Origin of the sequence: Actinoallomurus spadix (assembly GCF_024055725.1) — a bacterium.
Lineage (GTDB): Bacteria > Actinomycetota > Actinomycetes > Streptosporangiales > Streptosporangiaceae > Actinoallomurus > Actinoallomurus spadix.
The window spans coordinates 197,553-222,963 of record NZ_JAMXMX010000008.1; the positions used below are offsets into that span (position 1 = coordinate 197,553).

At 70.5% G+C, this 25,411-nt stretch carries 25 protein-coding genes; 10 read left to right on the forward strand and 15 right to left on the reverse strand.

Annotated features, from left to right (window positions below):
- The first annotated feature begins 6 nt into the window (after positions 1–6).
- Complete coding sequence (locus NE235_RS14255) at positions 7–579, forward strand: DinB family protein (RefSeq protein ID WP_289848611.1); 573 nt, start codon at positions 7–9, stop codon at positions 577–579.
- 31 nt (positions 580–610) lie between these two features.
- Here NE235_RS14255 and NE235_RS14260 read toward each other — a convergent pair whose 3' ends face one another.
- Positions 611–1,087: a nuclear transport factor 2 family protein gene (locus tag NE235_RS14260; protein ID WP_252802816.1), complete on the reverse strand. Its 477-nt coding sequence runs from the start codon at positions 1,085–1,087 to the stop codon at positions 611–613.
- Positions 1,088–1,241: 154 nt separating this feature from the next.
- The gene (locus tag NE235_RS14265; RefSeq protein ID WP_308206082.1) at positions 1,242–1,820 is read right to left on the reverse strand and encodes an SDR family NAD(P)-dependent oxidoreductase; all 579 of its coding nucleotides are present in this window, start codon (positions 1,818–1,820) and stop codon (positions 1,242–1,244) included.
- Positions 1,821–1,837: 17 nt separating this feature from the next.
- On the opposite strand from NE235_RS14265, the gene NE235_RS37350 reads away from it, so the two are divergent.
- Positions 1,838–1,969, forward strand: a complete 132-nt coding sequence (locus tag NE235_RS37350) for a hypothetical protein (RefSeq protein WP_289848693.1) — start codon at positions 1,838–1,840, stop codon at positions 1,967–1,969.
- A 37-nt stretch (positions 1,970–2,006) separates the two neighbouring features.
- Here NE235_RS37350 and NE235_RS14270 read toward each other — a convergent pair whose 3' ends face one another.
- From NE235_RS14270 to NE235_RS14285, 4 genes are all read right to left on the reverse strand, one after another.
- Positions 2,007–4,271 carry a glycoside hydrolase family 44 protein gene (locus NE235_RS14270; protein ID WP_252802820.1) on the reverse strand — a complete coding sequence of 755 codons (2,265 nt, stop codon included), beginning with the start codon at positions 4,269–4,271 and terminating at the stop codon, positions 2,007–2,009.
- Between the two features lie 134 nt (positions 4,272–4,405).
- On the reverse strand, positions 4,406–5,374 hold the full coding sequence (locus NE235_RS14275; RefSeq protein WP_252802822.1) for an aldo/keto reductase: 969 nt from the start codon (positions 5,372–5,374) through the stop codon (positions 4,406–4,408).
- A gap of 100 nt (positions 5,375–5,474) precedes the next feature.
- Complete coding sequence (locus tag NE235_RS14280; RefSeq protein ID WP_252802824.1) at positions 5,475–7,982, reverse strand: ATP-dependent Clp protease ATP-binding subunit; 2,508 nt, start codon at positions 7,980–7,982, stop codon at positions 5,475–5,477.
- A 242-nt stretch (positions 7,983–8,224) separates the two neighbouring features.
- Positions 8,225–8,545 carry a histone-like nucleoid-structuring protein Lsr2 gene (locus NE235_RS14285; RefSeq protein WP_252779361.1) on the reverse strand — a complete coding sequence of 107 codons (321 nt, stop codon included), beginning with the start codon at positions 8,543–8,545 and terminating at the stop codon, positions 8,225–8,227.
- Between the two features lie 765 nt (positions 8,546–9,310).
- On the opposite strand from NE235_RS14285, the gene NE235_RS14290 reads away from it, so the two are divergent.
- On the forward strand, positions 9,311–12,739 hold the full coding sequence (locus tag NE235_RS14290) for a UvrD-helicase domain-containing protein (RefSeq protein WP_406567574.1): 3,429 nt from the start codon (positions 9,311–9,313) through the stop codon (positions 12,737–12,739).
- On the opposite strand, the gene NE235_RS14295 is transcribed toward NE235_RS14290, so the two are convergent.
- The 4 genes from NE235_RS14295 to NE235_RS14310 are packed head-to-tail and all read right to left on the reverse strand — an operon-like array spanning position 12,725 to position 14,742.
- Positions 12,725–13,315, reverse strand: a complete 591-nt coding sequence (locus NE235_RS14295) for an RDD family protein (protein WP_252802826.1) — start codon at positions 13,313–13,315, stop codon at positions 12,725–12,727. The genes NE235_RS14290 and NE235_RS14295 overlap by 15 nt on opposite strands.
- The gene (locus NE235_RS14300) at positions 13,312–13,965 is read right to left on the reverse strand and encodes an RDD family protein (protein ID WP_252802828.1); all 654 of its coding nucleotides are present in this window, start codon (positions 13,963–13,965) and stop codon (positions 13,312–13,314) included. The genes NE235_RS14295 and NE235_RS14300 overlap by 4 nt, the downstream gene beginning before the upstream one ends.
- Positions 13,962–14,477 (reverse strand): amino-acid N-acetyltransferase, encoded by a 516-nt coding sequence (locus NE235_RS14305; protein WP_252802830.1) that lies wholly within the window; start codon positions 14,475–14,477, stop codon positions 13,962–13,964. The genes NE235_RS14300 and NE235_RS14305 overlap by 4 nt, the downstream gene beginning before the upstream one ends.
- A gap of 34 nt (positions 14,478–14,511) precedes the next feature.
- Complete coding sequence (locus NE235_RS14310) at positions 14,512–14,742, reverse strand: transcriptional regulator (protein WP_252840607.1); 231 nt, start codon at positions 14,740–14,742, stop codon at positions 14,512–14,514.
- Between the two features lie 490 nt (positions 14,743–15,232).
- Here NE235_RS14310 and NE235_RS14315 point away from each other — a divergent pair, with 490 nt between their 5' ends.
- From NE235_RS14315 to NE235_RS14325, 3 genes are all read left to right on the forward strand, one after another.
- On the forward strand, positions 15,233–16,204 hold the full coding sequence (locus NE235_RS14315; protein ID WP_308206083.1) for a LacI family DNA-binding transcriptional regulator: 972 nt from the start codon (positions 15,233–15,235) through the stop codon (positions 16,202–16,204).
- A gap of 112 nt (positions 16,205–16,316) precedes the next feature.
- Complete coding sequence (locus tag NE235_RS14320) at positions 16,317–16,664, forward strand: PadR family transcriptional regulator (protein ID WP_252802832.1); 348 nt, start codon at positions 16,317–16,319, stop codon at positions 16,662–16,664.
- Complete coding sequence (locus NE235_RS14325) at positions 16,661–17,686, forward strand: hypothetical protein (RefSeq protein WP_252802834.1); 1,026 nt, start codon at positions 16,661–16,663, stop codon at positions 17,684–17,686. The genes NE235_RS14320 and NE235_RS14325 overlap by 4 nt, the downstream gene beginning before the upstream one ends.
- 87 nt (positions 17,687–17,773) lie before the next feature.
- On the opposite strand, the gene NE235_RS14330 is transcribed toward NE235_RS14325, so the two are convergent.
- A complete protein-coding gene (locus NE235_RS14330) occupies positions 17,774–18,994 on the reverse strand; it encodes an ABC transporter ATP-binding protein (protein WP_252802836.1) in 1,221 nt (406 codons plus the stop codon).
- 158 nt (positions 18,995–19,152) lie between these two features.
- Between NE235_RS14330 and NE235_RS14335 the strand changes: the two genes are divergently transcribed.
- From NE235_RS14335 to NE235_RS14345, 3 genes are all read left to right on the forward strand, one after another.
- Complete coding sequence (locus NE235_RS14335; RefSeq protein WP_252802838.1) at positions 19,153–19,920, forward strand: IclR family transcriptional regulator; 768 nt, start codon at positions 19,153–19,155, stop codon at positions 19,918–19,920.
- A 149-nt stretch (positions 19,921–20,069) separates the two neighbouring features.
- Entirely contained in the window at positions 20,070–20,264 is a 195-nt protein-coding gene (locus NE235_RS14340) for a DUF5999 family protein (RefSeq protein ID WP_252803137.1), read from the forward strand.
- Between the two features lie 251 nt (positions 20,265–20,515).
- Positions 20,516–21,319: an SAM-dependent methyltransferase gene (locus NE235_RS14345; protein ID WP_289848613.1), complete on the forward strand. Its 804-nt coding sequence runs from the start codon at positions 20,516–20,518 to the stop codon at positions 21,317–21,319.
- Between the two features lie 114 nt (positions 21,320–21,433).
- On the opposite strand, the gene NE235_RS14350 is transcribed toward NE235_RS14345, so the two are convergent.
- The 3 genes from NE235_RS14350 to NE235_RS14360 form a co-directional block, all read right to left on the reverse strand.
- Entirely contained in the window at positions 21,434–21,892 is a 459-nt protein-coding gene (locus NE235_RS14350) for a DoxX family protein (protein WP_252802842.1), read from the reverse strand.
- Between the two features lie 280 nt (positions 21,893–22,172).
- Entirely contained in the window at positions 22,173–23,660 is a 1,488-nt protein-coding gene (lysX, locus tag NE235_RS14355) for a bifunctional lysylphosphatidylglycerol synthetase/lysine--tRNA ligase LysX (protein ID WP_308206075.1), read from the reverse strand.
- 32 nt (positions 23,661–23,692) lie between these two features.
- Entirely contained in the window at positions 23,693–24,124 is a 432-nt protein-coding gene (locus NE235_RS14360; protein ID WP_252802843.1) for a MarR family winged helix-turn-helix transcriptional regulator, read from the reverse strand.
- A 66-nt stretch (positions 24,125–24,190) separates the two neighbouring features.
- On the opposite strand from NE235_RS14360, the gene NE235_RS14365 reads away from it, so the two are divergent.
- Entirely contained in the window at positions 24,191–24,547 is a 357-nt protein-coding gene (locus NE235_RS14365) for a VOC family protein (protein WP_406567575.1), read from the forward strand.
- A 42-nt stretch (positions 24,548–24,589) separates the two neighbouring features.
- Here NE235_RS14365 and NE235_RS14370 read toward each other — a convergent pair whose 3' ends face one another.
- The gene (locus NE235_RS14370; RefSeq protein WP_252802847.1) at positions 24,590–25,381 is read right to left on the reverse strand and encodes a type III pantothenate kinase; all 792 of its coding nucleotides are present in this window, start codon (positions 25,379–25,381) and stop codon (positions 24,590–24,592) included.
- Positions 25,382–25,411: the final 30 nt, after the last annotated feature.

Genomic DNA, 25,411 nt, shown 5'->3' on the forward strand with positions numbered 1-25,411 from the left:
CAGCGTATGGCCTGGACGGCACCGGAGGCGCGGCGCGATTCGGCCCATCTTCAGGCGGTCACCGCGGATGAGCGTACGACGCTGGATACCTGGTTGGATCATCATCGGCGGACGCTGTTGTGGAAGTGCGGGGGGCTGACCGCCGAGCAGCTCAAGCGGCCGTGCGTCGAGCCGTCCGGCCTGTCGCTGCTCGGCCTGGTCCGTCACATGGCCGAGGTGGAGCGTGACTGGTTCCGGTACCGCTTCGCCGGGCAGCGGCCCGGCTATCTCTACTGCACCGATGAGGACTTGAACGCCAAGTTCGACGTGGCGGACGCCGATGCGGAGGCGGACCTGGCGGCGTACGTCCGGGAGATCGAGCTCGTCCAGGAGGTGACGTCGGGGCGCTCGCTCGACGAGACCTTCCTCGACCCTCGCGTCGGCGTCGAGATGACCCTCCGCTGGGTGTACACGACGATGATTCAGGAGTACGCCCGGCACAACGGCCACGCCGACCTGATCCGCTCCGGAGGCACCCCACCCGATCCAAGCCGTCACCTGAGGAGGGATTTGTCCCCGCTCAGGGGACAGCGCCGGTGAAGAACCCCATCCTCCTGAGGGGCCGCGCGGATCAGTGCTCATCGCCGGCGGCGCGCCGGGTGGGTGTCCCAGCGTCCGCAGACCCTGGTCCGCCTCCGCCGCCGAAGACCATGCGGTGCCCGCGGGCCGTGTCCATGTACTCGCGGACCCGGTGGATCAGGCCGTCCTGGAGTTCGAAGACGAAGCAGTAGTCGTTGGCGTAGTGGTTGCCGTTGGCGAGGGTCGCCGTCATGGTCTCCTCCACGATCACCCGGTCGTCGGCCGCGTAGATCCCGTGGAACGTGACGGTGACGTCACGTACGAAGAAACGAGGGAAGTCCTCGGCGAGGAAGCGCACGATCGCCTTCTTGCCGACCATGTGGCTGGGGGCCTTCAGCGCGAGGGCGGTCGCGTTCCCCGGCGGGGCGAGCCACTCGGCGTCTTCGGTGAAGACCGCTCCGATCCGCTCGGCGTCGTGGCTGGCGAACGCGTCCCAGGCGCCCTGGACGATGGCGCGACTCTGCTGCATGAGCCGTAACGGTAGGCAGGTGCGCGTTCAGGATCCGGCGGCTTTCCGCCGTCATCCCCGGCGCCGGGACCGACGCCCGCGAGATCGAGTGTCACAACGGCCACGCCGACCTGCTTCGCGAGCGCGTCGACGGCGCGACCGGACGCTGAGCCGGCTATCGCACGCCGCTCCGGGCATCGTCGCCGAGGAAGGGCGCCAGCAGCTCGGCCGTGAGGGTGCGCAGCCGGGCGCGGATCGCCGGGTCGTACGTGCCCTCGTGTGCCCTCGCCTCGCTCTCACCGTCGAAGTACCGGCCCGTGACGGCGCCGCCGGCCGGGCCGGCCGCGAGGTTCAGCACCGCCTTCGCGCCCGTGCCCACCGTGGACATGGGCGGCATCATCGCCTCCCGGGCCATGTGGGTGTTCATGAACGTCGCGGGGTGCAGGCAGTTGACGGTGATCCCGTCGCTCGCGAGTTCACCCGCGAGATCGAAGGTGAAGGCGGCCAGCGCGAACTTGCTGCGGTAGTAGGCCTGGGCACCGCTGTAGCCGGCGTCCATCCGCGGGTCGGCGAAGTCGACCGGGGCCTGGCCGACCGAGCCGACGTTGACGATCCGGGCGGGCGCCCCGTCGCGCAGGGCCGGCGTCAGCCGCCGTGCCGGCAGCGCCGGAGCCAGGTAGTTCACGGCGAGCCGCAGCTCGTGGCCGTCCGCGCTCAGCCGCCGCCTGCGGTACGGCGGCCGACCGGCGCCGATCCCCGCAGACCCGCTCCATGCGCGTGGCGATCGAGGCGGCGGCCCGGCTCTACGAGTCGCTGGCCGATTGGGCCGCGTGGGCGCAGACCGTCCCTCCGGCCGTACCGGCCACGAACGACGAAGCCGCACCGGTCGACGACGAGACCTGAGCCGGGGCCCGTGCGGTGGCGGGCCCCGGCATTGTGATCAGCTACCGCACTTCTGGCCGTTCAGGGTGAAGGCCGTCGGGACGGGGTTCTGGCCTGACCAGGTGCCGTTGAAGCCGACCGTGGTCGACGCGCCGGGGTTCAGGTGGCCGTTCCAGCTCAGGCCGGCCGCGGTGACGCTCTTGCCGGTCTGGGTCCACGTCGCGGACCAGCCCTGGGTGACCCGCTGACCGGCGTCGGGGAAGTCGAACGCCAGCTTCCACGCGTCGACCGCCTTCGTACCGGTGTTGGTGATGGAGACGCTCGCGGTGAAGCCGCCCGGCCAGCTGCTGCCGATCGCGTACGCGACCTTGCAGGTTCCCGCCGACGTGGCCGCCGTCCGTACGGTCAGCGAGGGCGAGAGCGGTGAGACGTTGCCGGCCTTGTCGCGGGCCCGGACGGCGAACGTGTAGGAGGTGTCCGGGGTGAGGCCGGTCACCGTGTACGACGTGCCGGTGGTGGCGCCTACCTGGGTCGTCGTGTCGCCGTCGACGCGGAGCACGTCGTAGCCGGTCACAACGCCGCCGGCCGACGGCGTCCAGCTCAGGGCGACGCTGTTGCTCGTGACCGTCCCGGCGACGGGCTTGCCCGGTGCGGTCGGCTGCTGCGTGTCACCGCCGCTCGGCAGCACCACCATGGTGATCGAGTTGGCCGGGAAGGTGGCGTTGAAGCCGCTCGCGGTGACGGGCTGGTCGGCCTGCCGTACGACGCCGGTCAGGTCGGCGGAGCTGTAGCGGTAGACCTGCGCGGTGCCGGCGGAGGCGCCGGTGAGCGCGACCGGGGCGGCCAGGTCGTCACCGGTCTTGTTCACGACGACCATCGTGAGCGCCTTGTCGCTGGATCGCTCGGCGGCGTAGATCGCGAGCTTGCCCTGGTCCTCGCTGGTCGCCTTGACCGACGTCTCGCCGAACGCCCCGCCCTTGCCGTCGTAGTTCCGGTAGATCCGGAACGCGTCGGCCACCGGCTGGTCGCTCGTGGGCGCGGTCCACAGGTCGGCCATGTCGAGTCCCTCGCGGCCGAAGATGCCGAGGACGTCCGCCTCGGCGAGCGCCCCGTTGAGGTCGCCGAAGGCGCCCCAGCTGTACTCGGTCATGGCGGTCTTCGTCCCGGGATAGTGCTGGTCGACCAGGGCGCGCATCCTCGGGATCATCTGCACCGGCTGGTTGATCCAGCTCTCGTCGACGTACGTCGGGTCCCAGAGCTGGCGGGTGGAGCGCAGGCGCAGCGCCTTGGTGGTCGCGTCGCCCGGATCGCTGCTCGAGACGCCGGACTGCTGCGGGTACAGGTGGATGTCGAAGTAGTCCAGGATGCGGGTGCCGTGCGCCTGCTCGTACGCGCGCAGCTGGTCGAGGTACCACGGCCCGAGGTCCTCGCCGCCGTGCGCGGCCTTGTCCGGCGGGTTCGACCAGCAGCCGGTGCGGTTGCACTGGTCTTGATCGAGGCCGGAATAGAAGATCGAGTTCAGGCCCCAGCCGACCGGTCCGAGGGTCTTGGCGTCCGGGTCGGCCTCCTTCACCGCCGCGCCCCACTGGTACGTACGGTCACGGAGCTCGTCGTAACCGAGGCCGGTGGGGCGGACGTCCCGCTGGGTGCTGTGCCAGATGTCCGGCTCGTTGTCCAGGTCGTAGAAGCGCACTCCGCCGTCGGCGGCGCCGCCGTAGCGGCTCTTCAGGTGGGCGATCCAGTCCTTGGCGTACTGCGGGCCGACCTCGACGCTGGTGTCCGTCGGGTCGTTGCCGGTGATCTGGGTGCCGTCCGGGGTGACGCCGTTCCCGCAGTCCGGTGCCCACTGGTCGGTCTGCTGCTGCGGGCCGTACTTCGCCACGCTGAACCCGCACGCCTTCGCCCGGTCCTTCGCCACCCAGCCGATCATCGGGAGGGTGAGGATGGTCTTCGTGCCGGTGGCCTGGTCCTGGTCGACGAAGCGGTCGGTCTCCGAGCCGTCGGGCAGCGTGGACGGGTCGGGGTTGTCGTTGGGGATGTTCTCGAAGAACCAGTCGGCGGCGCGGTTGGTGGTGTCGTTGCGGAAGTTGTAGCGGGAGGTGGCGTTGCCGCCCCAGCGCCGTACCGGCAGGCGCAGGTCACGGGCGAGGGCCTCGTCGGCGAAGTTCATGCCGTAGATGTAGGGGCTGATCGCGTGCCGGGCGGCCGTCGTGTCGACGGCGAGAGCGGGGCCGGTGGCGGCCTGGGCGGGCCGTGCCGCGATCACGCCGCCGCCGAGGGCGGCGGCGAGCGCGACCGAGAGCAGTGCGGGGGCAGTGCGCACGGAGCGTCCTTTCGTCGTGGGAGCGCTCCCATCGCACACAGCTCTTCGCAGCCCGTCAACGAAACCCGTGAATCTTTCACAACAAGATCGGCTTCGGGCATCCGCGCGACGTTCACGCGGATGCCCGAAGGGATCTAGAAGCCGGCGACCGGGTGGGGGGTGTAGGGCTTCTCGAGGCGGGCGATCTCGTCGCCGGTGAGCCGCAGCTCCAGCGCCGCCAGGGCGTCGTCGAGGTGGCGGTCCTTGCCCATGCCGACGATCGGCGCGCTCACGAACGGCTTGCTCAGCACCCAGGCGAGGGCCACCTGGGCGCGGGTCACGCCGCGGGCCTCGGCGATCGCGGTGACCGCCTCGACGATCTCCCGGTCGCCCTCCTGGTAGAGGGTCTTACCGAACTCGTCCGTGGCGGCGCGGTGCGTCGTCTCGTCCCAGGCGCGGGCGAGGCGGCCGCGGGCCAGCGGGCTCCACGGGATGACGCCGACGCCCTGGTCCGCGCAGAACGGCATCATCTCGCGCTCCTCCTCGCGGTAGAGGAGGTTGTAGTGGTTCTGCATCGTCACGAAGCGTGTCCACCCATTCCGCTCGGCGGTGAACTGCGCCTTGGCGAACTGCCACGCCCACATGGACGAGGCACCGATGTAGCGGGCCTTGCCGGCCTTCACCACGTCGTGCAGCGCCTCCATGGTCTCCTCGATCGGCGTCGAGGGGTCCCAGCGGTGGATCTGGTAGAGGTCGACGTAGTCGGTGCCGAGGCGGCGCAGGCTGTTGTCGATCTCCGTCATGATGGCCTTACGGGACAGGCCGCCGCCGTTCGGGCCCGGCCGCATCCGCCCGTGCACCTTGGTCGCCAGCACGATCTCGTCCCGCCGGGCGTACTCCGCCAGGGCCCGGCCGACGATCTCCTCACTCGTGCCGTCGGAGTAGACGTTGGCGGTGTCGAAGAAGTTGATCCCCGCCTCGACGGCACGGCGGATCACCGGGCGGCTCTGCTCCTCGTCCAGGGTCCACTCGTGGTTCCCCCGGTCGGGCACGCCGAAGCTCATGCACCCCACGCAGATCCGGGACACGTCCAAACCGGTCGTGCCGAGCTTCACGTACTCCATTCGGTCCCATCTCCTCTGATAGCTGCGATGCCGAACGCCCAACAGAATGCCGAAGGCCCCGCGCTCTCGGAACGCGGGGCCTCGGGACGATCGGGCGGGACTACGGGCGGTTGACCGACTCGGCCGCGGGCGGCGGGGAGTCGGGCACCGAACCCGGCTTGGGCTCACCGGTGAAGGTGAACTTGGCGGTCTCGCCGGTGCCCTCGACGCCGACGATCACGATCTCGCCGGCACGGAGCTCGTTGTACAGGATCTTCTCGGACAGGTTGTCCTCGATCTCCCGCTGGATCGTGCGGCGCAGCGGACGCGCGCCGAGCACCGGGTCGTAGCCGCGCTCGGCCAGCAGGTCCTTGGCCTCCTGGCGAAGCTCGATGCCCATGTCGCGGTCCTTCAGCCGCTCGTCCACCTTGGCGATCATGAGGTCGACGATCTCGATGATCTCCACCGGGGTGAGCTGGTGGAAGACGACGATGTCGTCGACACGGTTGAGGAACTCCGGCCGGAAGTGCTGCTTGAGCTCCTCCTGGACCTTCGCCTTCATCCGGTCGTACGACCCCTGCTGGTCGTTCTCCCGGGCGAAGCCGACGGAGACGCCCTTGGAGATGTCCCGGGTGCCGAGGTTCGTCGTCATGATCACGACGGTGTTCTTGAAGTCCACGACCCGGCCCTGGGCGTCGGTCAGGCGACCGTCCTCCAGGATCTGCAGCAGCGAGTTGAAGATGTCCGGGTGGGCCTTCTCGATCTCGTCGAACAGGACCACGGAGAACGGCTTGCGGCGGACCTTCTCGGTCAGCTGGCCGCCCTCTTCGTACCCGACGTAGCCGGGCGGGGAGCCGAACAGCCGCGAGACCGTGTGCTTCTCCATGAACTCGGACATGTCCAGCTGGATCAGCGCGTCCTCGTCGCCGAACAGGAACTCGGCGAGCGTCTTGGACAGCTCGGTCTTACCGACACCGGACGGGCCGGCGAAGATGAACGAACCACCGGGACGCTTCGGGTCCTTCAGGCCCGCGCGGGTGCGGCGGATCGACTGGGACAGCGCCTTGATGGCGTCGTTCTGGCCGATGACCCGCTTGTGGAGCTCGTCCTCCATGCGGAGCAGCCGCGCGGACTCCTCCTCGGTGAGCTTGAAGACCGGGATGCCGGTGGCCGTCGCGAGGACCTCGGCGATGAGCTCCTCGGTGACCTCGGCGACGACGTCCATGTCGCCGGCCTTCCATTCCTTCTCCCGCTGCGCCTTGGCCTGGAGAAGCTGCTTCTCCTTGTCGCGCAGCGCGGCGGCCTTCTCGAAGTCCTGCGCGTCGATCGCGGACTCCTTGTCCCGGCGCACGTCGGCGATCTTCTCGTCGTACTCGCGCAGGTCCGGCGGCGCGGTCATGCGGCGGATGCGCATCCGCGAGCCGGCCTCGTCGATGAGGTCGATCGCCTTGTCCGGCAGGAACCGGTCGCTGATGTAGCGGTCGGCGAGCTGGGCGGCGGCCACCAGTGCGGCGTCGGTGATCGACACGCGGTGGTGTGCCTCGTAGCGGTCCCGCAGGCCCTTGAGGATCTCGATCGTGTGGCTGAGCGACGGCTCGGCCACCTGGATCGGCTGGAAGCGCCGCTCCAGCGCGGCGTCCTTCTCGAGGTACTTGCGGTACTCGTCCAGCGTCGTCGCGCCGATGGTCTGCAGCTCGCCGCGGGCCAGCATCGGCTTGAGGATGCTGGCGGCGTCGATCGCGCCCTCGGCGGCGCCCGCGCCGACGAGCGTGTGCAGCTCGTCGATGAACAGGATGATGTCGCCGCGCGTGCGGATCTCCTTGAGGACCTTCTTCAGGCGCTCTTCGAAGTCACCGCGGTAGCGGGAACCGGCGACCAGCGCGCCGAGGTCCAGCGTGTAGAGCTGCTTGTCCTTGAGCGTCTCGGGGACCTCGCCCTTGACGATCTTCTGGGACAGGCCCTCCACGACGGCGGTCTTGCCGACGCCGGGCTCCCCGATCAGCACCGGGTTGTTCTTGGTACGGCGGGACAGCACCTGCATGACCCGCTCGATCTCTTTCTCTCGCCCGATGACGGGGTCGAGCTTGCCCTCGCGCGCGGCCTGGGTCAGGTTGCGGCCGAACTGGTCCAGCACGAGCGAGGTCGAAGGCGCAGCCTCCGACGGGCCGCCGGACGACGCCGGCTCCTTGCCCTGGTAGCCGTGCAGCAGCTGGATCACCTGCTGGCGGACGCGGTTCAGGTCGGCCCCGAGCTTCACCAGGACCTGGGCCGCCACACCCTCACCCTCGCGGATCAGGCCCAGCAGGATGTGCTCGGTCCCGATGTAGTTGTGGCCGAGCTGCAGCGCCTCTCGCAGCGACAGCTCAAGGACCTTCTTCGCCCGCGGAGTGAACGGGATGTGTCCCGAAGGTGCCTGCTGCCCCTGGCCGATTATCTCTTCGACCTGCTGGCGGACGGCCTCGAGGCTGATGCCCAGGCTCTCCAGAGCCTTGGCGGCAACACCCTCGCCCTCGTGGATGAGGCCCAAGAGGATGTGCTCGGTGCCGATGTAGTTGTGGTTGAGCATCCTGGCCTCTTCCTGAGCCAGGACGACAACCCGCCGCGCGCGGTCCGTAAACCTCTCGAACATCTCGTCGCTCCTCACAGAGCGGTCGGGCAGTAGCCGGGATGTCCGACCCTGTCCTCCCGCATGCTAGCCCGCCCCGCGGTCCCTACCTCGGCGCCGTACCAGAGAAGATTCCCCGGGCTAGGGCTGTTCATCCTCATCCAACTACCGCGCGGGCCCGGGATGTTCCCCGTACGCCGCAAGCGAACGGCCCGCCGCCGACAAAACTCGGGCAACGGGCCGGTCTGACTTCTCTCTGCCGCGGGTCAGTGCGCGCGCTCGTACTCCTCGACGACGGTCGCCGGGATGCGCCCGCGCTCGTTGACCTTGATCCCACGCGCCTTCGCCCACGCACGGATGTCCGCGCTACGCTCGCGGCTCGAGGCGGCACGACTGCGGCGGCGGCGTCCCACGCCGGCCCTCCGCGCGTGCTCCACGAACGGCGACAGAGAATCCCGCAGCTTCTTCGCGTTGTCGCTGCTGAGATCGATCTCATAGGAGACACCGTCGATAGAGAACGGAACCGTCTCCTCCGCCTCGCCACCATCGAGGTCGTCGATGAGGCGCTTAATGATCTGCTCTGCCATGGAGACTGACCTTTCACCGGAGCAAACTGCATTCGGTTGCCAAAGATATACCGCGACGGTGGCCGGTGACAATTCGAACCACAGATCAGAGTTTAGCACGCCCGTTACGCAGCGTTATCCCCGGCAATCGCTCTGGATCCCCCCGGGTTACTCGCCGCTCCGGCGCTTCTCGGGGGTGCGTTCGCGCCGTCGCTTACCGCCCATCTCTCGCCGCACCACCCAGAACACGCCTGCCAAGAACGCGGCGGCCACCGTGAGAGGCGGCGCGAGGGCAGCCAGGTCCTTCCACATCCAACCCACGCCTTCCGTTCGGTCGGGTTTAACGGACGCCTGCCCCGAACGCCGTGCTCTTGGGCCTGCATCCTCACCGTGAAATTGTCTCCCAGAGCCGAGGCGGGAGGCGCACCGCCCCCTTTCGGGTCCGGCGCCCACGGCCATGCGGGGCCGCACGGGAGGGCCGGGATTGGGCGAGGCCGGCCGCGGGCCCACTGATCAACGTACGAGGCCGCCATGGGCGTTCCCGCAGCGAGCGGGGTCGGAGGCGGGCCGGTGACGGCGGTCGCGGCCATGCCCACTAAACGGGCGTCTCTCCGATTTGGCGACACCTCCGGCATCGCGAATAAGAGTCTCGAAGCCGCCCTTAACCCCAGCCCCGCTTGGGAATGCGCCCGGCGACCATGCCCTAGGGTCCCGGATCCCCTGTGGGGCAAGGGGTTCCGGGGAATCCGGCCGCCCCGGCGATCGGGCGATCATAAGTCCCGGGACATGGCAGGATCCATTGGGGTGGGTCGGACGATCGAGAGACGGCGGCGACGACGGATGTTCTACGCGGACCTTCATATCCATTCGAAGTACTCCCGCGCCTGCAGCAAGGACTGTGACCTTGAACACTTGGCCTGGTGGGCCGGGCGCAAAGGCGTATCGGTCGTGGGGACGGGGGATTTCACGCATCCGGCGTGGATGGAGGAGCTGCGGCAGAACCTGGTTCCCGCCGAACCCGGCCTGTTCCGGCTGCGGCCCGACCTGGAGCGCAGGGTGGCCCGTACACTACCGCCCGCGTGCCGGGCGCCGGTGCGCTTTCTGCTCTCGGTGGAGATCTCAACCATCTACAAAAAGGGTGAACGCACACGGAAGGTGCATCACCTTCTTTATGCCCCCTCGTTCGAGGCCGCCGAGCGCATCACCGCCGCCCTGTCCCGCATCGGGAACCTGACCTCGGACGGGCGGCCCATCCTCGGCCTCGACTCCCGGCACCTCCTGGAGATCACGCTGCAGAGCGACCCCGGGTCGTACCTCATCCCGGCGCACGTGTGGACCCCGTGGTTCTCCGTCCTGGGATCGAAATCCGGCTTCGACGCCGTCGCGGACTGCTACGACGACCTCGCCGACCACATCTTCGCCGTCGAGACCGGCCTGTCCTCCGACCCCCTGATGAACTGGCGGGTCGGCTCGCTCGACCGGTACCGCCTCGTCAGCAACTCCGACGCGCACTCCCCGCCCGCGCTCGCCCGTGAGGCGTCGGCCTTCACGACGGAGATGGACTACTACGCGCTGCGCGCCGCGCTGGAGACCGGCGAGGGCTACGCCGGCAGCGTCGAGTTCTTCCCCGAAGAGGGCAAGTACCACCTCGACGGGCACCGCAAGTGCGGCGTACGCCTGGAACCCGAGGAGACCAAGGCGCAGGACGGCCGCTGCCCGTCCTGCGGCCGCCCGCTCACCGTCGGCGTGCTGTACCGCGTCGACGAGCTCGCCGACCACCCCGAGGGACGCCGCCCCGACGGCGCGGCGGACTTCCGCAACCTCATCCCCCTCCCGGAGATCGTCAGCGAGATCCGCGGTGTCGGGCCGCGCTCCAAGTCCGTCCTGGGCCACATCGCCGAACTCGTGGCGGCCCTCGGGCCGGAGCTGGCGATCCTCGACGAGGTGCCGCTCGACGACGTACACCGGGCGGGCGGCGAGCTCCTGGCCGAGGCGATCGCCCGGCTGCGGCGGGGCGAGGTGATCCGCGACGCCGGATTCGACGGCGAGTACGGCGTCATCCGTCTCTTCCACGAGGGCGAGCTCCGCCGGGACGGCAAACGCGCCGTCGGCCTCCTGGGCGCGCCCGACGACGCGGGGCTGTTCGACCTGCCCGAGCCGTCCGCCGCCTCCGCCACGTCGACCGGGCCCGCCACGGTCGTACGGGACACGGCGCCCGCGGTCCGCGAACCCGGCCTGTTCGACGTTCCGGGCGCCGAGGACCGCCCCTCGCCCCTGGAGAGCGCCGCCGCCGCGGCCTCAGAGGCCCACGAACCCGTCCAAGAGGCCGTCCCCGATGAAACACCGATCGAGGGCCAGCAGGACATCCTGGAAGCCGTCGAGGCCGCCGAGAACTCGATCCCGGCGGAGGAGGACGGCGCATCCCTCCCAGAGGAGGGCGATACGCCGATCCGGGAGGCGGGCGGCACCTTCATCGCGGATGAGGGCGACCCGTCGATCCTGGACGGGCTGGACCCGGACCAGCGGGCCGCGGCCGCTCATCCCGGCGGGCCGCTCCTGATCATCGCCGGCCCCGGCACCGGCAAGACCCGGACGCTGACGCACCGCATCGCCCACCTCGTCGGCGAGCGCGGCGTCCCGCCCGAGCGGTGCCTGGCGATCACGTTCACCCGCCGCGCGGCCGAGGAGATGCGCGAGCGCCTCGACGCGCTCCTGCCCGGCCGCGCCCACCGGCTCACCGTGACGACCTTCCACGGCCTGGGCGCGCTGATCCTGCGCGAGCAGCACGCCCGCGCCGGACTGCCCGACGGCTTCCGGATCGCGGACGAGACCGACCGGCTCGACGTCGCCCGGGAGATGACCGGCTCGGACAAGGAGGCGCGGCGGCTGCTGGCCGAGTTCGACCGGCCGGAGGGCGACGGCGGGCGGGACGGGTCCGAGGCCCGCAGCTCGTTCGAGAAGCGCCTGCGCGAGCGCGGCCTGGCCGACTTCACCGACCTGCTCCGCCTTCCCGTACGCCTCCTGGGCGAGGACCCCGGGCTTGCCGGGGCCTACCGCGACCGCTGGCCGTGGATCAGCGTCGACGAGTACCAGGACGTCGACGAGACGCAGTACGCCCTCCTGCGGCTGCTGACCGGATCGGGTCCCGTGGACGGCGGGCCGGCCGGGCGCGGCCCTGCGGACGGCGGGCCGGCCGGGCCGGGCTTCGGGGACGGCGGGCTGACCGCGATCGGCGACCCGGACCAGGCCATCTACTCCTTCCGTGGCGCGGACGTCGGATTCTTCCTGCGCTTCCAGGAGGACTTCGCGGACGCGACGACGGTCCAGCTGACCCGCAACTACCGGTCGGCGCCCGCGATCGTCGACGGAGCCGTACGCGCGATCGCCGCCACCAGCCTCGTGCCCGACCGGACGCTCGTCCCGCAGCGCTCCGGCGACCGGCTCATCCAGGTGCACGAGACGGCCGACGCGCAGGCGGAGGCCGATCACGTCGTCGGCACGATCGACCGGCTGCTCGGCGGGGCGTCGTTCCACTCGATGGACTCCGGGCGCTCCGACGGCCACCACGCCGACCACCTGGACTTCTCCGACATCGCCGTGCTGTACCGGACCGACGCGCAGTCCGAACCCGTCATGGAGGCCCTCACGCGGGCCGGCATGCCGTACCAGAAACGCTCGCACGACCGGCTGCTGGGGCGGCCCGGCGTCCGGGAGCTCGCCCACGAGCTGCGACACCACGGCGGGCCCCTGCGCGACCGGCTCCGCGCCGCGGCGGGCGTGCTCGCCGAGGTGCACGACGAGTCGGTGCTGCGGTCGGCGGCCGAGCTGATGACGCCGCTCGCCAGCCGCCACGGCGACGACCTGGAAGGGTTCCTGGGCGAGCTGGCCCTGGGGGCCGAGGTCGACGCGTACGACCCGCGCGCGGACCGGATCGCGCTGCTGACGCTGCACGCGGCGAAGGGGCTGGAGTTCCCGGTCGTGTTCGTCATCGGCTGCGAGGACGGGCTGCTGCCGCTGCGGCTGCCGGACAGCGACGAGGCGGAGGAGCGCCGGCTGTTCTTCGTCGGCATGACGCGGGCGCAGACACACCTGTACCTGTCGTCCACGCGCCGCCGGGAGCCCTCGCCGTTCCTGCGCGCGCTCCCGGCCGAACTGGTGACCCGCCCGGAGGCGGCACGCCGACGGCCCCGGGATCGGCAGCTACGGCTGCTGTGACCCCGGCTCGTCCACGGGCTCGACCACGGGCTCGACCACCGGGCCGGCCACGCGGCCGGGCTCGCCGGGCTCCTCTTCTCGCGCGGAGCCCGGCGCGGGCGGCTCCTCCACCGGGCCCGGCGCGGACGGCCGGACGTCGATGACGAGCGTGCCGGCCGCGCGGTCGTGCAGGGCCTGGCGGTACGAGCCCTCGAACATCAGGCCGTTCTCGGCCAGCCAGAAGATCGCGGCGAGGATGTTCAGGACCGGCACCGGGCGCGCGGCGGGCGGCAGCGCGTAGATCGCCGCCCGGACGAGCACCTGCGCCACGGTCGGCCGCTCCCCCGTCGCCGAGATCACCCGCAGGCCGGTGAGGCGCTTGCCGACCGTGCATCCCCAGATCGCGACCTGCACCGCCTCGTACAGGAAGAACGCCACCGCGAAGGCGATGGGCGCGGCGACGTGCTGTGCCGTCTGGCGGGGGAACAGCTCGGTCGCGCCCGTGGCGACGGGCACGCCGACGATGAGGGTGTCGATGATCCGGGCGACCAGTCGCTGTGACGGCTCCGCGACGGCGCCGGCGCCCTCCTCGGTCACTCGTCCGCGAACTCTCGGTCGTCGACCACCACGGTGGCCGCCAGCCGGTCGTGCAGGCTCTGGTGCAAGGGCCGGTCCCAGATCGCCCAGAGGTACGCCATCACGGTGCCCAGTCCGCAGCCGAAGAGATAGACGATGTTGTTGACGGCCGCGCGGGCCGACGCGCGGGCGGGGGTCAGGGGCTCGCCCGTTTCGGTGAGCACGCGCAGTCGCAGCACGCGCTTGCCGAGCGTCTGGCCCCACAACGCGAGTTGCACCGCCTCGTACCCGAACGGCAGGACCCCCACGACGAGGATCCAGCCGACGATGGCCGTGCCGGACCAGATGCCGCCGCCGCTCTTGAAGTGGCTGCCCGGCTCGTTGAGCCCCACCGCCGCGATCATGAAGGGGAGGATGAGCGCGAACCCGGCGACCCCGAGCAGCCCCGCGTCGATCAGCCGCGCGGCGGCCCGCCGCGCGATCGGGGCGAGCAGCAATTCCGCGGGCGGCTCCTGCTCGCCGTACGCGCCGCCGTCGCCGTACGCGCCGCCGTCGCCGTACCCGCCTTGATCGCCGTACGCGCCGCCGTCGCGGTATCCGCCGTGGTCGCCGTGGGCGCTCGGACCGCCGTACGCGCCCTGGTCGCCGTACACGGGGTAGGGCTCGCTCATCGATCACCTTCCAGGTGCAGCAGCATCCGCGTGTTGCCCAGGGTGTTCGGCTTGACCCGCTCCAGGTCGAGGAACTCCGCCACGCCGTCGTCGTAACTGCGCAGCAGCTCCTCGTACACCACAGGGGAGACCGGCGTGCCCTTGAGGGGCTCGAACCCGTGCCGGGCGAAGAACTCCACCTCGAACGTCAGGCAGAACACGCGGTGCACCCCGAGCTCGCGCGCGGTGTCGAGCAGCCGCGCGACGATCCGGTGCCCCACGCCATGCCCACGCCGGGACGGATCGACGGCCACCGAACGGACCTCGGCCAGATCCTCCCACATGACGTGCAGCGCGCCGCATCCGACGATCTCAGCGCTCGCCCGGTCCTCCGCCACCCAGAACTCCTGGACGTCCTCGAAGAGGGTGACGGTCGTCTTCTCCAGCAGGCGGCCCGGCCCGGAGTACAGGTCGATGAGCCGCCGGATCGCCCGGACGTCGGTGACGCGGGCGCGACGGGTCGCTATATCCACAATCAGGGGACCCTAGCCGCTGGGACCCACTGGGTCAGATCAGCTGCCGCCGCGCCGCCCAGACGACGGCCTCGATGGGGGTGTTCACGTCGAGCCGGTCACAGATCGATCGCAGCCTCCTCCGCAGGGTGCGCGCGCTGAGTTCGAGTTTCCGCGCCGCCACATCTGCGGTGACGCCCGTGGCGATCTGCGCGAGCAGGCGAAGCTCGTCCTCGCTCAGACGCGGATCGTCGGTGCCACGGCGTGCGAGTGTGGCCTGTTCCACTCCGTCCTCCCTCATCCCGGGTGATGGCTGCGGGGGTGCGGCGACAGCCGCATGGGCACGGGTAGGCGAAGGCGCACTTGACCGGAGTTGGCCGCCCGCCCGCATGAGGATGCGCGACGCGGGAACTCCGGGTAACGATTCATACGTTGGAGAGTTGAGCGGGAACGTCGCCTCGGGTGCACGAGGAAACGTCCCGGCGGCGTTGCCGGGACCGAGTTCGGCGTGTCCGGGTGGGGTCATGTGTGCGCCCTCGCCCCCCATCCTTTCGCGCAGCGATCCGGCAAGATCGTGAATCGTTTCAAGGTACGCTCCGCTCCGGAACGCTAAGCGGCCGTCTTCCCAGCGTCAAGGGTTGGCATGTTACGCCGCGTACACCGTCGTATCCGTTCCGCTACATAACACATCGGCCACAGTTGTTCACCCTCGTCGACCTGCGGAAATCGGTCTCACCGGGAAGGTGGAAGCGTTGGCGCGCATCAGCATCCGGGATGTGGCGATCCATGCGGGGGTCTCGGTGGGCACGGTTTCGAATGTCCTTAATCGGCCGAATCTCGTGGCCGAAGCCACCCGCGAACGCGTACAGGCCTCCATCGGCGAGCTCGGTTTCGTGCGCAACGAGACCGCGCGGCAGCTCCGGCAGGGACGCGGGCACGTCCTCGGCGTGGTCCTGCCGAGCATGACCGACCCGAATCTCACGGAGGTCGGCCGGGCCGCCGAGGCGGCGATGAACGCCGACGGGTTCGACGCACTGTGGTGCACGAGCGACGGCTCCCGCACCAAGGAGCAGCGCTGCCTCGACTTCCTCGAGGAACAGAACGTCTCCGGCGTGCTCATCAGCCCGCTCGACCTCAGCGAGGACCGCGTCGCCGAACTCCACGGCCGCGGCCTCGCCGTCGTGCTGCTCGACCGGGGCGGCGTCCGCGTCTGCTCCGTGGCGGCCGACCACCGGGCGGGCGGGGCGCTGGCGGCCCGTCACCTGCTGCCCCGGCGGCATCGCCGGCTCGTGTTCGTGACCGGCCCGCTGTCCGCCCGGCCGGTCCGGGAGCGCCACCACGGCGCCCTGCGCGCGGCGCGGAACGCCGGGCTGACCGAACGCGAGCTGACGACGTTCGAGCAGGCGGAGTCGACCGCCGCGGCCGGGCGGGCGGCGGCGGCCCGGCTGCTCACACTCGATCCCTTGCCGACCGGGGTGTTCTGCGCGAGCGATCTGCTCGCGATCGGCCTGGTCAACGAGCTCGTACGGGCCGGGGTGAAGGTGCCCGCGGAGATCAGCGTGGTGGGGTACGACGACATCGACCTGGCCGCGGCCGCGGTCGTGCCGCTGACGACGGTGCGCCGGCCGCGCGCGGACCTCGGCCGTACGGCGACCGAGCTCGCGCTCGCGGAGACCGGCGACCCGGAGCACCACGATCACCGGCAGGTCGTCCTGTCCCCCGAGCTCGTCGTCCGCGAGTCCGCCTGACGATCCGGGCGGACCCACCCGCCGGGGGGCGGCGAGCACGACGTCACCGACAAGTCACACCTCGTAGTCAGGTCTCGCACGATATCTTGTCTCCCGATATATGATGTGCCTCATGGCGAACCGAGCGCTGACCGAACAGGCATTCCTGGTGCTCACGGCCCTGGTCGATGAGCCGCGGCACGGATACGGCATCGTCGGCGAGGTGGAGCGGCTGTCCGACGGGCGCATGCGGCTGCGGATCGGCACGCTCTACGGCGTGCTGGACCGCCTGACGGCCGACGGGCTGGTCGAGCTCGACCACGAAGAGGTCCACCAGGGCAGACTGCGGCGGTACTACCGGCTGACGGACCCCGGGGCGGCCGCCCTCGCCGCCGAGGCCGACCGCCTGTCGGTGCACGTACGGGCCGCGACGTCCCGGCTCCGCGCCCGCCGGGACCGTCTCTCGGAGGGCGGGGCATGACGGGCCGCTCCGGCCCGGACGAGCCCCTGATCGTCCAGAGGTACCGCGCCCTGCTGCGGATCCTCCCGCCGTCCTACCGGGCGGCGCGGGAGGAGGAGATGATCGCGGTCTTCGCCGAGAGCGTCGGTGACACCGAGGACGACGCACTCGGCCGCCCGGACCTGGCCGAGACCGCCAGCGTCGTCGCACTCGCGACGCGGGTCTGGTTCGGCGGCCTCGGCGCACCGCCGCGCCTGTTCGCCTTCGGGCAGACGGTCCGGCTGTTCGCCCTCGTCGGCGCCCTCGCGCAGGCGATCCTGGCCGGCGCCGGAGCACTCGGCCTGCTCGACGTCGTCTTCTTCGGATCCGACGACGCGCGTGACGTGCTGCGGACGGCGAACGCCGGATCCTCGCGGATCGACGTGGCCGGGCACGTCGCCTGGAACCTGCTCGACCTGCTCTGGATCCCCGTGTACGTCACGGTCGTGCGCGGACGACGCCGCGCGGCACGCCTGCTCGCGATCCCCGCCGCGCTTCCGCTGCTGATCCGGTTGACCGTGCCGTTCGTGTGGTCGTGGAGCACCGTGGCCGCCGTCCTCGTACCCGTGTCGGTGCCCGCACTCGCGATCGCGGTGGCGTTTCACCGGGACGCGCCGCCCGTGCGTCCCGTCGGCGGGCTCGCCGCGGTTCCGGCCGGCGCGGTGGCCCTCTTCGCCGCGGGCCGGCTGTTCCCCAGCCTGGTCCCGGACCCGGACGGCGTGTACTGCTGGGTCGCGCTCGGCGCCGGCGCCGTCTGCCTCGTCCGCTCTCGATCGTCGGCCGACCGCGCCCTCGGGCACCGTTCGCTGGCGGTCGCGCTGTACGCGGTGCTGATCCTCGCCGTGCGGATCCACTCGGCCGGGGCCGCCGGCCCCCTTCCGTACGCCGGCCCGGTCGTCTACGGCCAGGTCGCGGCCCTGCTGCTGCTCGCCGGCGCGCTTCCGGTCGTGGCCGTCCGCACGCTCCGGCGAGCCGGCCCGGCTCCGCACCGGCGGCCGGGCTGACCCGAAGCGGCCGGGCTGACCCGGAAGAGACGCGGGGATCCCCGCGCCCGCGGCGCGGAGATCCCCGGTGACTCCTCTACGCGGTCGTCAGGCCGTGGCGGCGGCCTTCGCGACCTCCGAGTGGCCGATGGCCAGGCCGGTGCCGGCGTCGAAGAAGTGCAGGCGGCTCGTGTCGATCGACAGCTCGATGTCCTGGCCGGGCCGCACGTGCGAGCGGGCGTTGACGCGCGCGGTCCACAGCGCCTTGTTCTCGGCGAGCGGGATCGCCGCGTCGTCCTCGTCGGCGTCGTGCGCGAGGTCGGCCGTGTCCTTGTGCTCGACCGGCGGCGCGTCGATCGTGAAGATCACGTTGATCTCGCTGCCGAGCTCCTCGGTGACGTCCGCGTGCACGCGGATCGTCGGCCACTCGTTGGGGTTGTGACCGGCGTCCTCGAAGTCGGACGGCCGGACGCCCAGGATGACCTCCCGGCCGAAGTAGCCGTCCAGGCCGGGGCGGGACGCCAGGACCGACTCCGGAACGGGCAGCTTGAACCCGGCGAAGGCGACGGCCGGGCCGTCGTCGCGGACGAGCTCGGCGGTGACGAAGTTCATCGCCGGCGAGCCGATGAACCCGGCGACGAACAGGTTGACCGGGTTGTCGAAGAGGTTCTGCGGGGTGTCGACCTGCTGCAGCTTGCCCTCGCGGAGCACGCAGACGCGGTCGCCGAGGGTCATGGCCTCGATCTGGTCGTGCGTGACGTACACCGTGGTGACGCCGAGCCGGTCGTGCAGCTGGTTGAGGGAGGCGCGCATGGACACGCGGAGCTTGGCGTCGAGGTTGGACAGCGGCTCGTCCATCAGGAACGCCTGCGGCTCGCGGACGATCGCGCGGCCCATCGCGACACGCTGCCGCTGACCACCGGACAGGGCGGCCGGCTTGCGCTTGAGGAACTGGTCGAGGCCGAGCATCTTGGCGGCCTCGTTGACCCGCTTCTTGATCTCCGGCTTCGGGGTGCCGCGCAGCTGGAGGCCGAACGCGAGGTTCTGCTCGACCGTCATGTGCGGGTAGAGCGCGTAGTTCTGGAAGACCATCGCGATGTCGCGGTCCTTGGGGGCCAGGTTGTTGACCACCCGGTCACCGATCGCGATCTCTCCGCCGGTGATGTCCTCCAGGCCCGCGATCATCCGGAGCGCGGTCGACTTGCCGCACCCGGACGGGCCGACGAGCACCATGAACTCCCCGTCCTGGATCTCCAGGTTGAGGTCGTCCACCGCCTTAGCTTCATTCGAGTAGGCCTTGACCACATGGCTAAGGACGATCTTCGCCATAGGGGAATCCTCCGAGGATGAATCGATCAGTGAGTGTCCACAACCATAGCCAGTGTTCGCATATATGAACAAGACCTGGACGGGACTAAGCTGTTCCATGGCTCCGGCGTGGTCGCCGGGCCGCGCGTAAGCGCAGGCCAGGTGCCTCAGGAGGCTTCATGGACGCATCTGAAAGGACCGCGCCGGGCGTTAAGTCCGCAACGCGGACCGTCGAGCTGCTCGACTTCTTCGCCCGCCAGGGCGGGATGTACAGCCTGACCGAGATCCAGCAGGAGCTCGGCTACCCCAAGAGCAGCCTGTACGCCCTGCTGCGGACCCTCGTCCAGCTCGGCTGGGTCGAGACCGACCCGACGGGGACCCTCTACCGCATCGGCATGCGGGCCCTGCTCGTCGGCGCGTCCTACATCGACGGCGACCCCGTCGTCGGCATGGCCCACGAGACGCTCGACTGGCTGGCGGAGGTCACCGGCGAGACCGTGCACTTCGGCCGCCTCGACGACCACGACGTCGTGTACCTCTCCTCCCGGCCGTCCCGGCACAATCTGCGGCCCGTCATCCGGGTCGGCCGGCGCGTGCCGACGCACAGCACGTCACTCGGCAAGGCGCTGCTCGCCGACCACCCCGACCCCGCCCTTCCCAAGAAGCTCGAGCGCCAGACCGAGCGCACGATCACCGATCACGACGGCCTCCGCGCCGAACTGCGCCGGATCCGCGAACGCGGCCACGCCATCGACCGCGAGGAGAACACCCCGGGCGTCTGCTGTTTCGGCGTCGCCCTGCGCCTCCAGCGGCCCGCGCGCGACGCGATCAGCGTGTCGATCCCCGCGATCCGCCTCAACGAGGTCCGCGAACGCGAGATCTCGGCGCTCCTGCTCCAGGCCCGCGAGCGCATCGAGTACGCGGCGTACCACCTGATCCATCCCTGACCGCGCCCGCCACTCTGGGCCTGCGTACACCTACCTATGCGGTCCAGGTAGTCAACCGGGTATTTTCCCCACTTCGGTGGCGCCGGCACCACGGCATGCTGACGGATGAGAACAACTCACCGGACCAGTGAAAGGGGATGAACTCCGCGATGTGCCAGCACCGTCCGCCGTGCCCACGGGCGGACGCCCCCGACCACGACGCGGCACGCCTCGTCGCCTACCACCCCGAACAGGGCTGGGGGCTCCTCTGCAACGGCGTCATCGTCTTCGAGGACACGGGCGAGCTGCTGCCGGACGGCCGCAGCGTCCCGAACCACCGCGGGCTCCTCGTACGAGCCGCCTGAGACCACAACCTGCGGATCACAGGAAGAGGGTAAGAGGGCCGTCGACGGACCCTGGACGGGTCCGGACCGGCCACCACCCCCACGTCAGACCCCCCACTGACCCCCCGGGTCCCCTGAGAACGCCGGGGCCGGCATTCCCACCATGCCGCCCCGGCGTTTACCTCGATCTCGCTAGAATCCCTGTCTTCCCCGGCATTTCGTACGGCCGAGATGCCGGCTTTCGGGTGTGGGCGCCAAGAGGGGGAGAAGCGATGGCGGACGAGGAATCTCGACTAGGCATATTCGACGCGAAAGTCCCGAATATCGCCCGAATGTACGATTATTACCTCGGTGGGAAGGATCATTACGAGGCCGACCGCGTACGCGCGGAGGAGGCCGTGGCCGCCGATCCCACGCTAATCGACCTGATCAAGGAGAACCGCGCCTTCATCGGACGCGCGGTGCGGTACATGGCCGAACAGGGCATCGACCAGTTCCTCGACATCGGCACCGGCCTGCCCACGCAGCAGAACGTGCACCAGATCGCCCACGCGGTGAACCCCGACGCCCGGGTCGTCTACGTCGACTACGACGAGCAGGTGGTCGCGCACGGGCGCGCCCTGCTCGCCGACTCGGAGCAGACCGAGATGATCCACGCCGACCTGCGCCGGCCCGCGGAGATCCTCGACCGCGTCCGGCGGAAGCAGTTGCTCGACCTCGGCAGGCCCGTCGGGATGCTCACCATCGCGACCCTGCACTTCCTCCCCGACGAGGACGACCCGCAGGCGATCATGGCGGAACTCCGCGCGGCGCTGGCACCGGGCAGCCACCTGGCCCTGACCCACGCGTCGGCCGACGGCGTGCCCGACGTGGTCGCCAAGGTGGTCGAGGTCTACAAGAAGACCTCCGCCCCCGGCACGCCCCGCACCCGGGAGCAGGTGACGGCGCTGTTCGGCGAGTTCGCGCTGGTCGACCCCGGCCTGGTGTGGGCGCCGCTGTGGCGCCCGGAGCGGCACGTCTCCATGGAGGAGGCCGTCCAGACCTGGTTCTACGCCGGCGTCGGGCGCAAGCCGTAAGGCCCGTCTCATGGCCCCGCCCAGGGGACGTGGTCCCCGGACCCGCAATCGGGCGATCCGGCTCGACCGCGGGCCCGGGGACTCCTCATGTCCCCTCGGCGGGGCAGTGACCTCTTACGCCGTCGTGGCGGGGTCGGGGCGGGCGTCCGCGGAACGGGCGGCCACCGTACGGCGCGGGCGGCGCCACAGCACCGAGTCCAGGGCCCACGTGCCGGGGCCCAGGATGGCGATCAGCAGGAAGGCCCAGGCGAACATCGCGGCCGGCTCGCCGCCGTTCTGCAGCGGGATGATCCCGTCCTTCAGGTGGACGGTGAAGTAGGCGTACGCCATGGAGCCGGAGGCGAGGGTCGCGGCGGGACGGGAGAGCAGTCCGACCAGGACGAGCGCGCCACAGATCAGCTGGATCAGTGCGGCGTACCAGCCGGGCCAGGTGCCGGCGGCGATGGCATGGCCGGTGCCGCGGTTACCGCCGAAGACGCCGAACAGCGATGCCATTCCGTGAAAGAGGAACAGCAGGCCGACGACGATGCGAAAGAGGGACAGCACCGGGCCGTCGAGTCGATTCAGGTTCATCAGAGCCTCTCCGGTAGAGCAGGGGCCATCGACCGCGCGGTGATGAGGGTCGCTGCACTCCCGAACGGACGCCGGGCGGGGCGGGGAGCACAGCAGCAGCTGATCAGGCTGCGCTAAGGATGATTCTGACAGCTTCCACTGTCAATGAGGCAACTTTTCAGTTAACTCTCGAATGTCGCTGACCTGCGGCATCACGGTGGATGTGACGGACCGGCGGTGAAAGGAGCACGAACCCACGAGCGAGCCCCGAGCGGGACGTGCCTCGCCGGGGCTCCCCGGGTCACTCGGGCTTGACGAGCGGGAACAGGATCGTCTCGCGGATGTTCTTGCCGGTGAAAGCCATGATCATGCGGTCGATGCCGATGCCGACGCCGCCCGTGGGAGGCATGGCGTACTCCAGAGCGCGGAGGAAGTCCTCATCGAGCTGCATGGCCTCGGGGTCACCGCCGGCGGCCAGCAGCGACTGCTCGGTCAGCCGCCGCCGCTGCTCGATCGGGTCGATGAGCTCGGAGTAGCCGGTGCCCAGCTCGGTCCCGAAGCCGATGAGGTCCCACTTCTCGGTGAGCAGCGGGTCGTCGCGGTGCGTGCGGGCGAGCGGGGAGGTCTCGAGAGGGTAGTCGCGAACGAACGTCGGCTGGACGAGAGTGTGCTCGACCAGCGCCTCGAACAGCTCCTGGACCAGCTTGCCCTGCCCCCACGTGGGGTCGAACTCCAGCTCGCGCCGCTCGAAGATCTTCCGGACGTCGTCGATCGGCGTCGCGGTGGTGATCTCCTCACCCACCGCGTCGGAGACCGCGCCGTACAGGGTGACCTGCGGCCACTCGTCACCGGCGAGGTCGATCTCCCGTCCCTTGTGGACGACCACCGTCGTGCCGAGCGCGGCGACCACCGCGGCCTGGTACAGCTCGCGGGTGAGGGTGGCGATCGTGTCGTAGTCGCCGTACGCCTCGTAGGCCTCGAGCATCGTGAACTCGGGGTTGTGCGTGGAGTCCGCGCCTTCGTTGCGGAAGTTGCGGTTGATCTCGAAGACCTTCTCGATGCCGCCGACGACGAGCCGCTTGAGGTACAGCTCGATCGCGATCCGCAGGTAGAGGTCCATGTCGTACGCGTTGATGTGCGTGGCGAACGGGCGCGCGGCCGCGCCGCCGTGGATCGGCTGCAGCATCGGCGTCTCGACCTCGAGGAACTCGCGGCCGGTGAGGTACTCGCGGACCGCCCGGACGGTGTCGCTGCGCAGGCGGGCCATGCGCCGCGCCTCGTCGTTGACGATCAGGTCGACGTAGCGCATGCGGACCCGCTGCTCGGGGTCGGTCAGGCCGGCGTGCTTCTCCGGGAGCGGGCGCAGCGACTTGGAGGTCAGCGCGAACCGGTCCGCCATGATCGAGAGCTCGCCGCGCCGGGAGGTGATCACCTCGCCCTCGACGCCGACGTGGTCGCCGAGGTCGATGTCGCGCTTCCAGGACTCCAGGGCCTCCGGGCCCACGTTGGCGAGCGAGAGCATGACCTGGATGTCGCCGCTGCCGTCCCGGATCGTGGCGAAGCAGAGCTTGCCGGTGTTGCGGGCGAGGATGACGCGCCCGGTGACGCCGACCTTGTCCCCGGTCGACGCGCCCGGCTCGAGGTCGGGGTACTTCGCGCGGACCTCCGCGATCGTCGCGGTGCGCGGGAACCCGAGGGGATAGGGGTCCACGCCCTGCTCGCGCAACCGGTCCACCTTCTCGCGGCGGATCCGCATCTGCTCCGGAAGATCGTCGTACGACTCGCTCACGAGGAAAAAGGCTACCGGCCCGGAGAGCCTCCTCAGCCGCCGAGTCCTTCGGCGATGCGGGTCAGGTCCGCGCGCAGCAGCGCCACGCGTTCGGGGTCGAGGACGCCGACCATGCGGCGCTCGATCGCGAAGACGTCGGCGTGGGCGCGGCGAAGGCGTTCCCTGCCCTCGGCGGTCAGCCGGACGGGCAGCGCCCGCCCCTGAGCCGCCTGCGCCGGACGCTCGACCAGCCCGTTCTCCTCCAGGCCGCGCAGGACGACGTTCATCGACTGACGGCTCACGAAGGCGCCCCGGGCGAGGTCGGCGTTGGACAGGCCCGGCCGCTGGTCGAGCAGTTCGAGGCAGGCGTACTGCGGGGTGGTCAGCCCGTGCTCGCGCAGGGCGGCGTCCATGGCGGCGCGGAGCGCGGACTGCACTCGTTTGAGCACGTAGCCCACGCTCGTGTCGAGTTCGTCTTGCGTCATGTCAACATCCTGACATACCGTGGCCCATGTCAAAGTCCTGACATCGAACGGGAGCCGAGAATGACAGTGAGCGGACCTTCTTTCGTCGCCCTTCAGGTGCGCGACGTCGCGGCGGCGGCCGCCTTCTACGAGGAGCGCCTCGGTCTGCGGCGGGCCCCGGCGGCACCGCCCGGCGCGGTGGTCTTCGCCACGGAGCCGATCAGCTTCGCGGTGCGCGAGCCACTGCCCGGTGTGGACCTGGACGCCGGGCCGGCCGGGCTCGGCGTGGCGCTGTGGCTGAAGGCCGACGACGCCGACAAGACGCACGACGACCTCGTCGCGGCCGGAGTGGTGATCGTCCGGCCGCCCTCCGACAGCCCGTTCGGCCGGATGTTCGCCTTCCGCGACCTCGACGGATACGTCGTCACGGTGCACGGCGGCTGACCCACCGGCCGGCCGAGCCGGGGGCGTCGCGACGCCGCCGGCTCAGCCGGAGACGCCGACGTTGCGCTCGTAGACGAGACGCAGGCCGATGAGCGTCAGCCACGGCTCGTACACGTCGATGCTGCGGGCCTCTTCCAGGACGAGCGGGGCCAGGCCGCCGGTCGCGACGACGGTGACCTCCTCCGGATCGTCGGCCAGCTCCTCCGACATACGGCGTACGACGCCGTCCACCTGGCCGGCGAAGCCGTAGATGATGCCGGACTGCAGCGCCTCGACGGTGTTCTTGCCGATGACGCTGCGGGGCCGTACGAGCTCGACCTTGTGCAGCTGGGCGCCGCGCGCGGACAGCGCGTCGACGGAGATCTCGATGCCGGGGGCGATGGCGCCGCCGACGTACTCGCCCTTGGCCGAGACGGCGTCGAACGTCGTCGCGGTGCCGAAGTCGACGACGATCGCCGGGCCGCCGTGGAGATGGCTCGCCGCCAGGCTGTTGATGATCCGGTCGGTGCCCACCTCCTTGGGGTTGTCCATCCGGATCGGCACGCCGGTCTTCACGCCCGGCTCGACGATGACGGCGGTGACGTCGCCGTAGTAGCGGCGGCACATCTCCCGCATCTCGTGCAGGACCGAGGGAACGGTGGAGCACAGCGCGATGCCGCTGATGTCGGTGTCGGCCAGCAGCGGGCTCTGCTGCACGAGGCCCTGCAGGACGACCGCGATCTCGTCCGCGGTACGCCGGGAGTCGGTGTTGATGCGCCAGTGCTCGATGACCTCCTCCCCCTGGAAGAGGCCCAGCACCGTGTGGGTGTTGCCGACGTCGATCGTGAGCAGCATCAGGTCCCCGCTGTGTTGATGGTCGCGCTC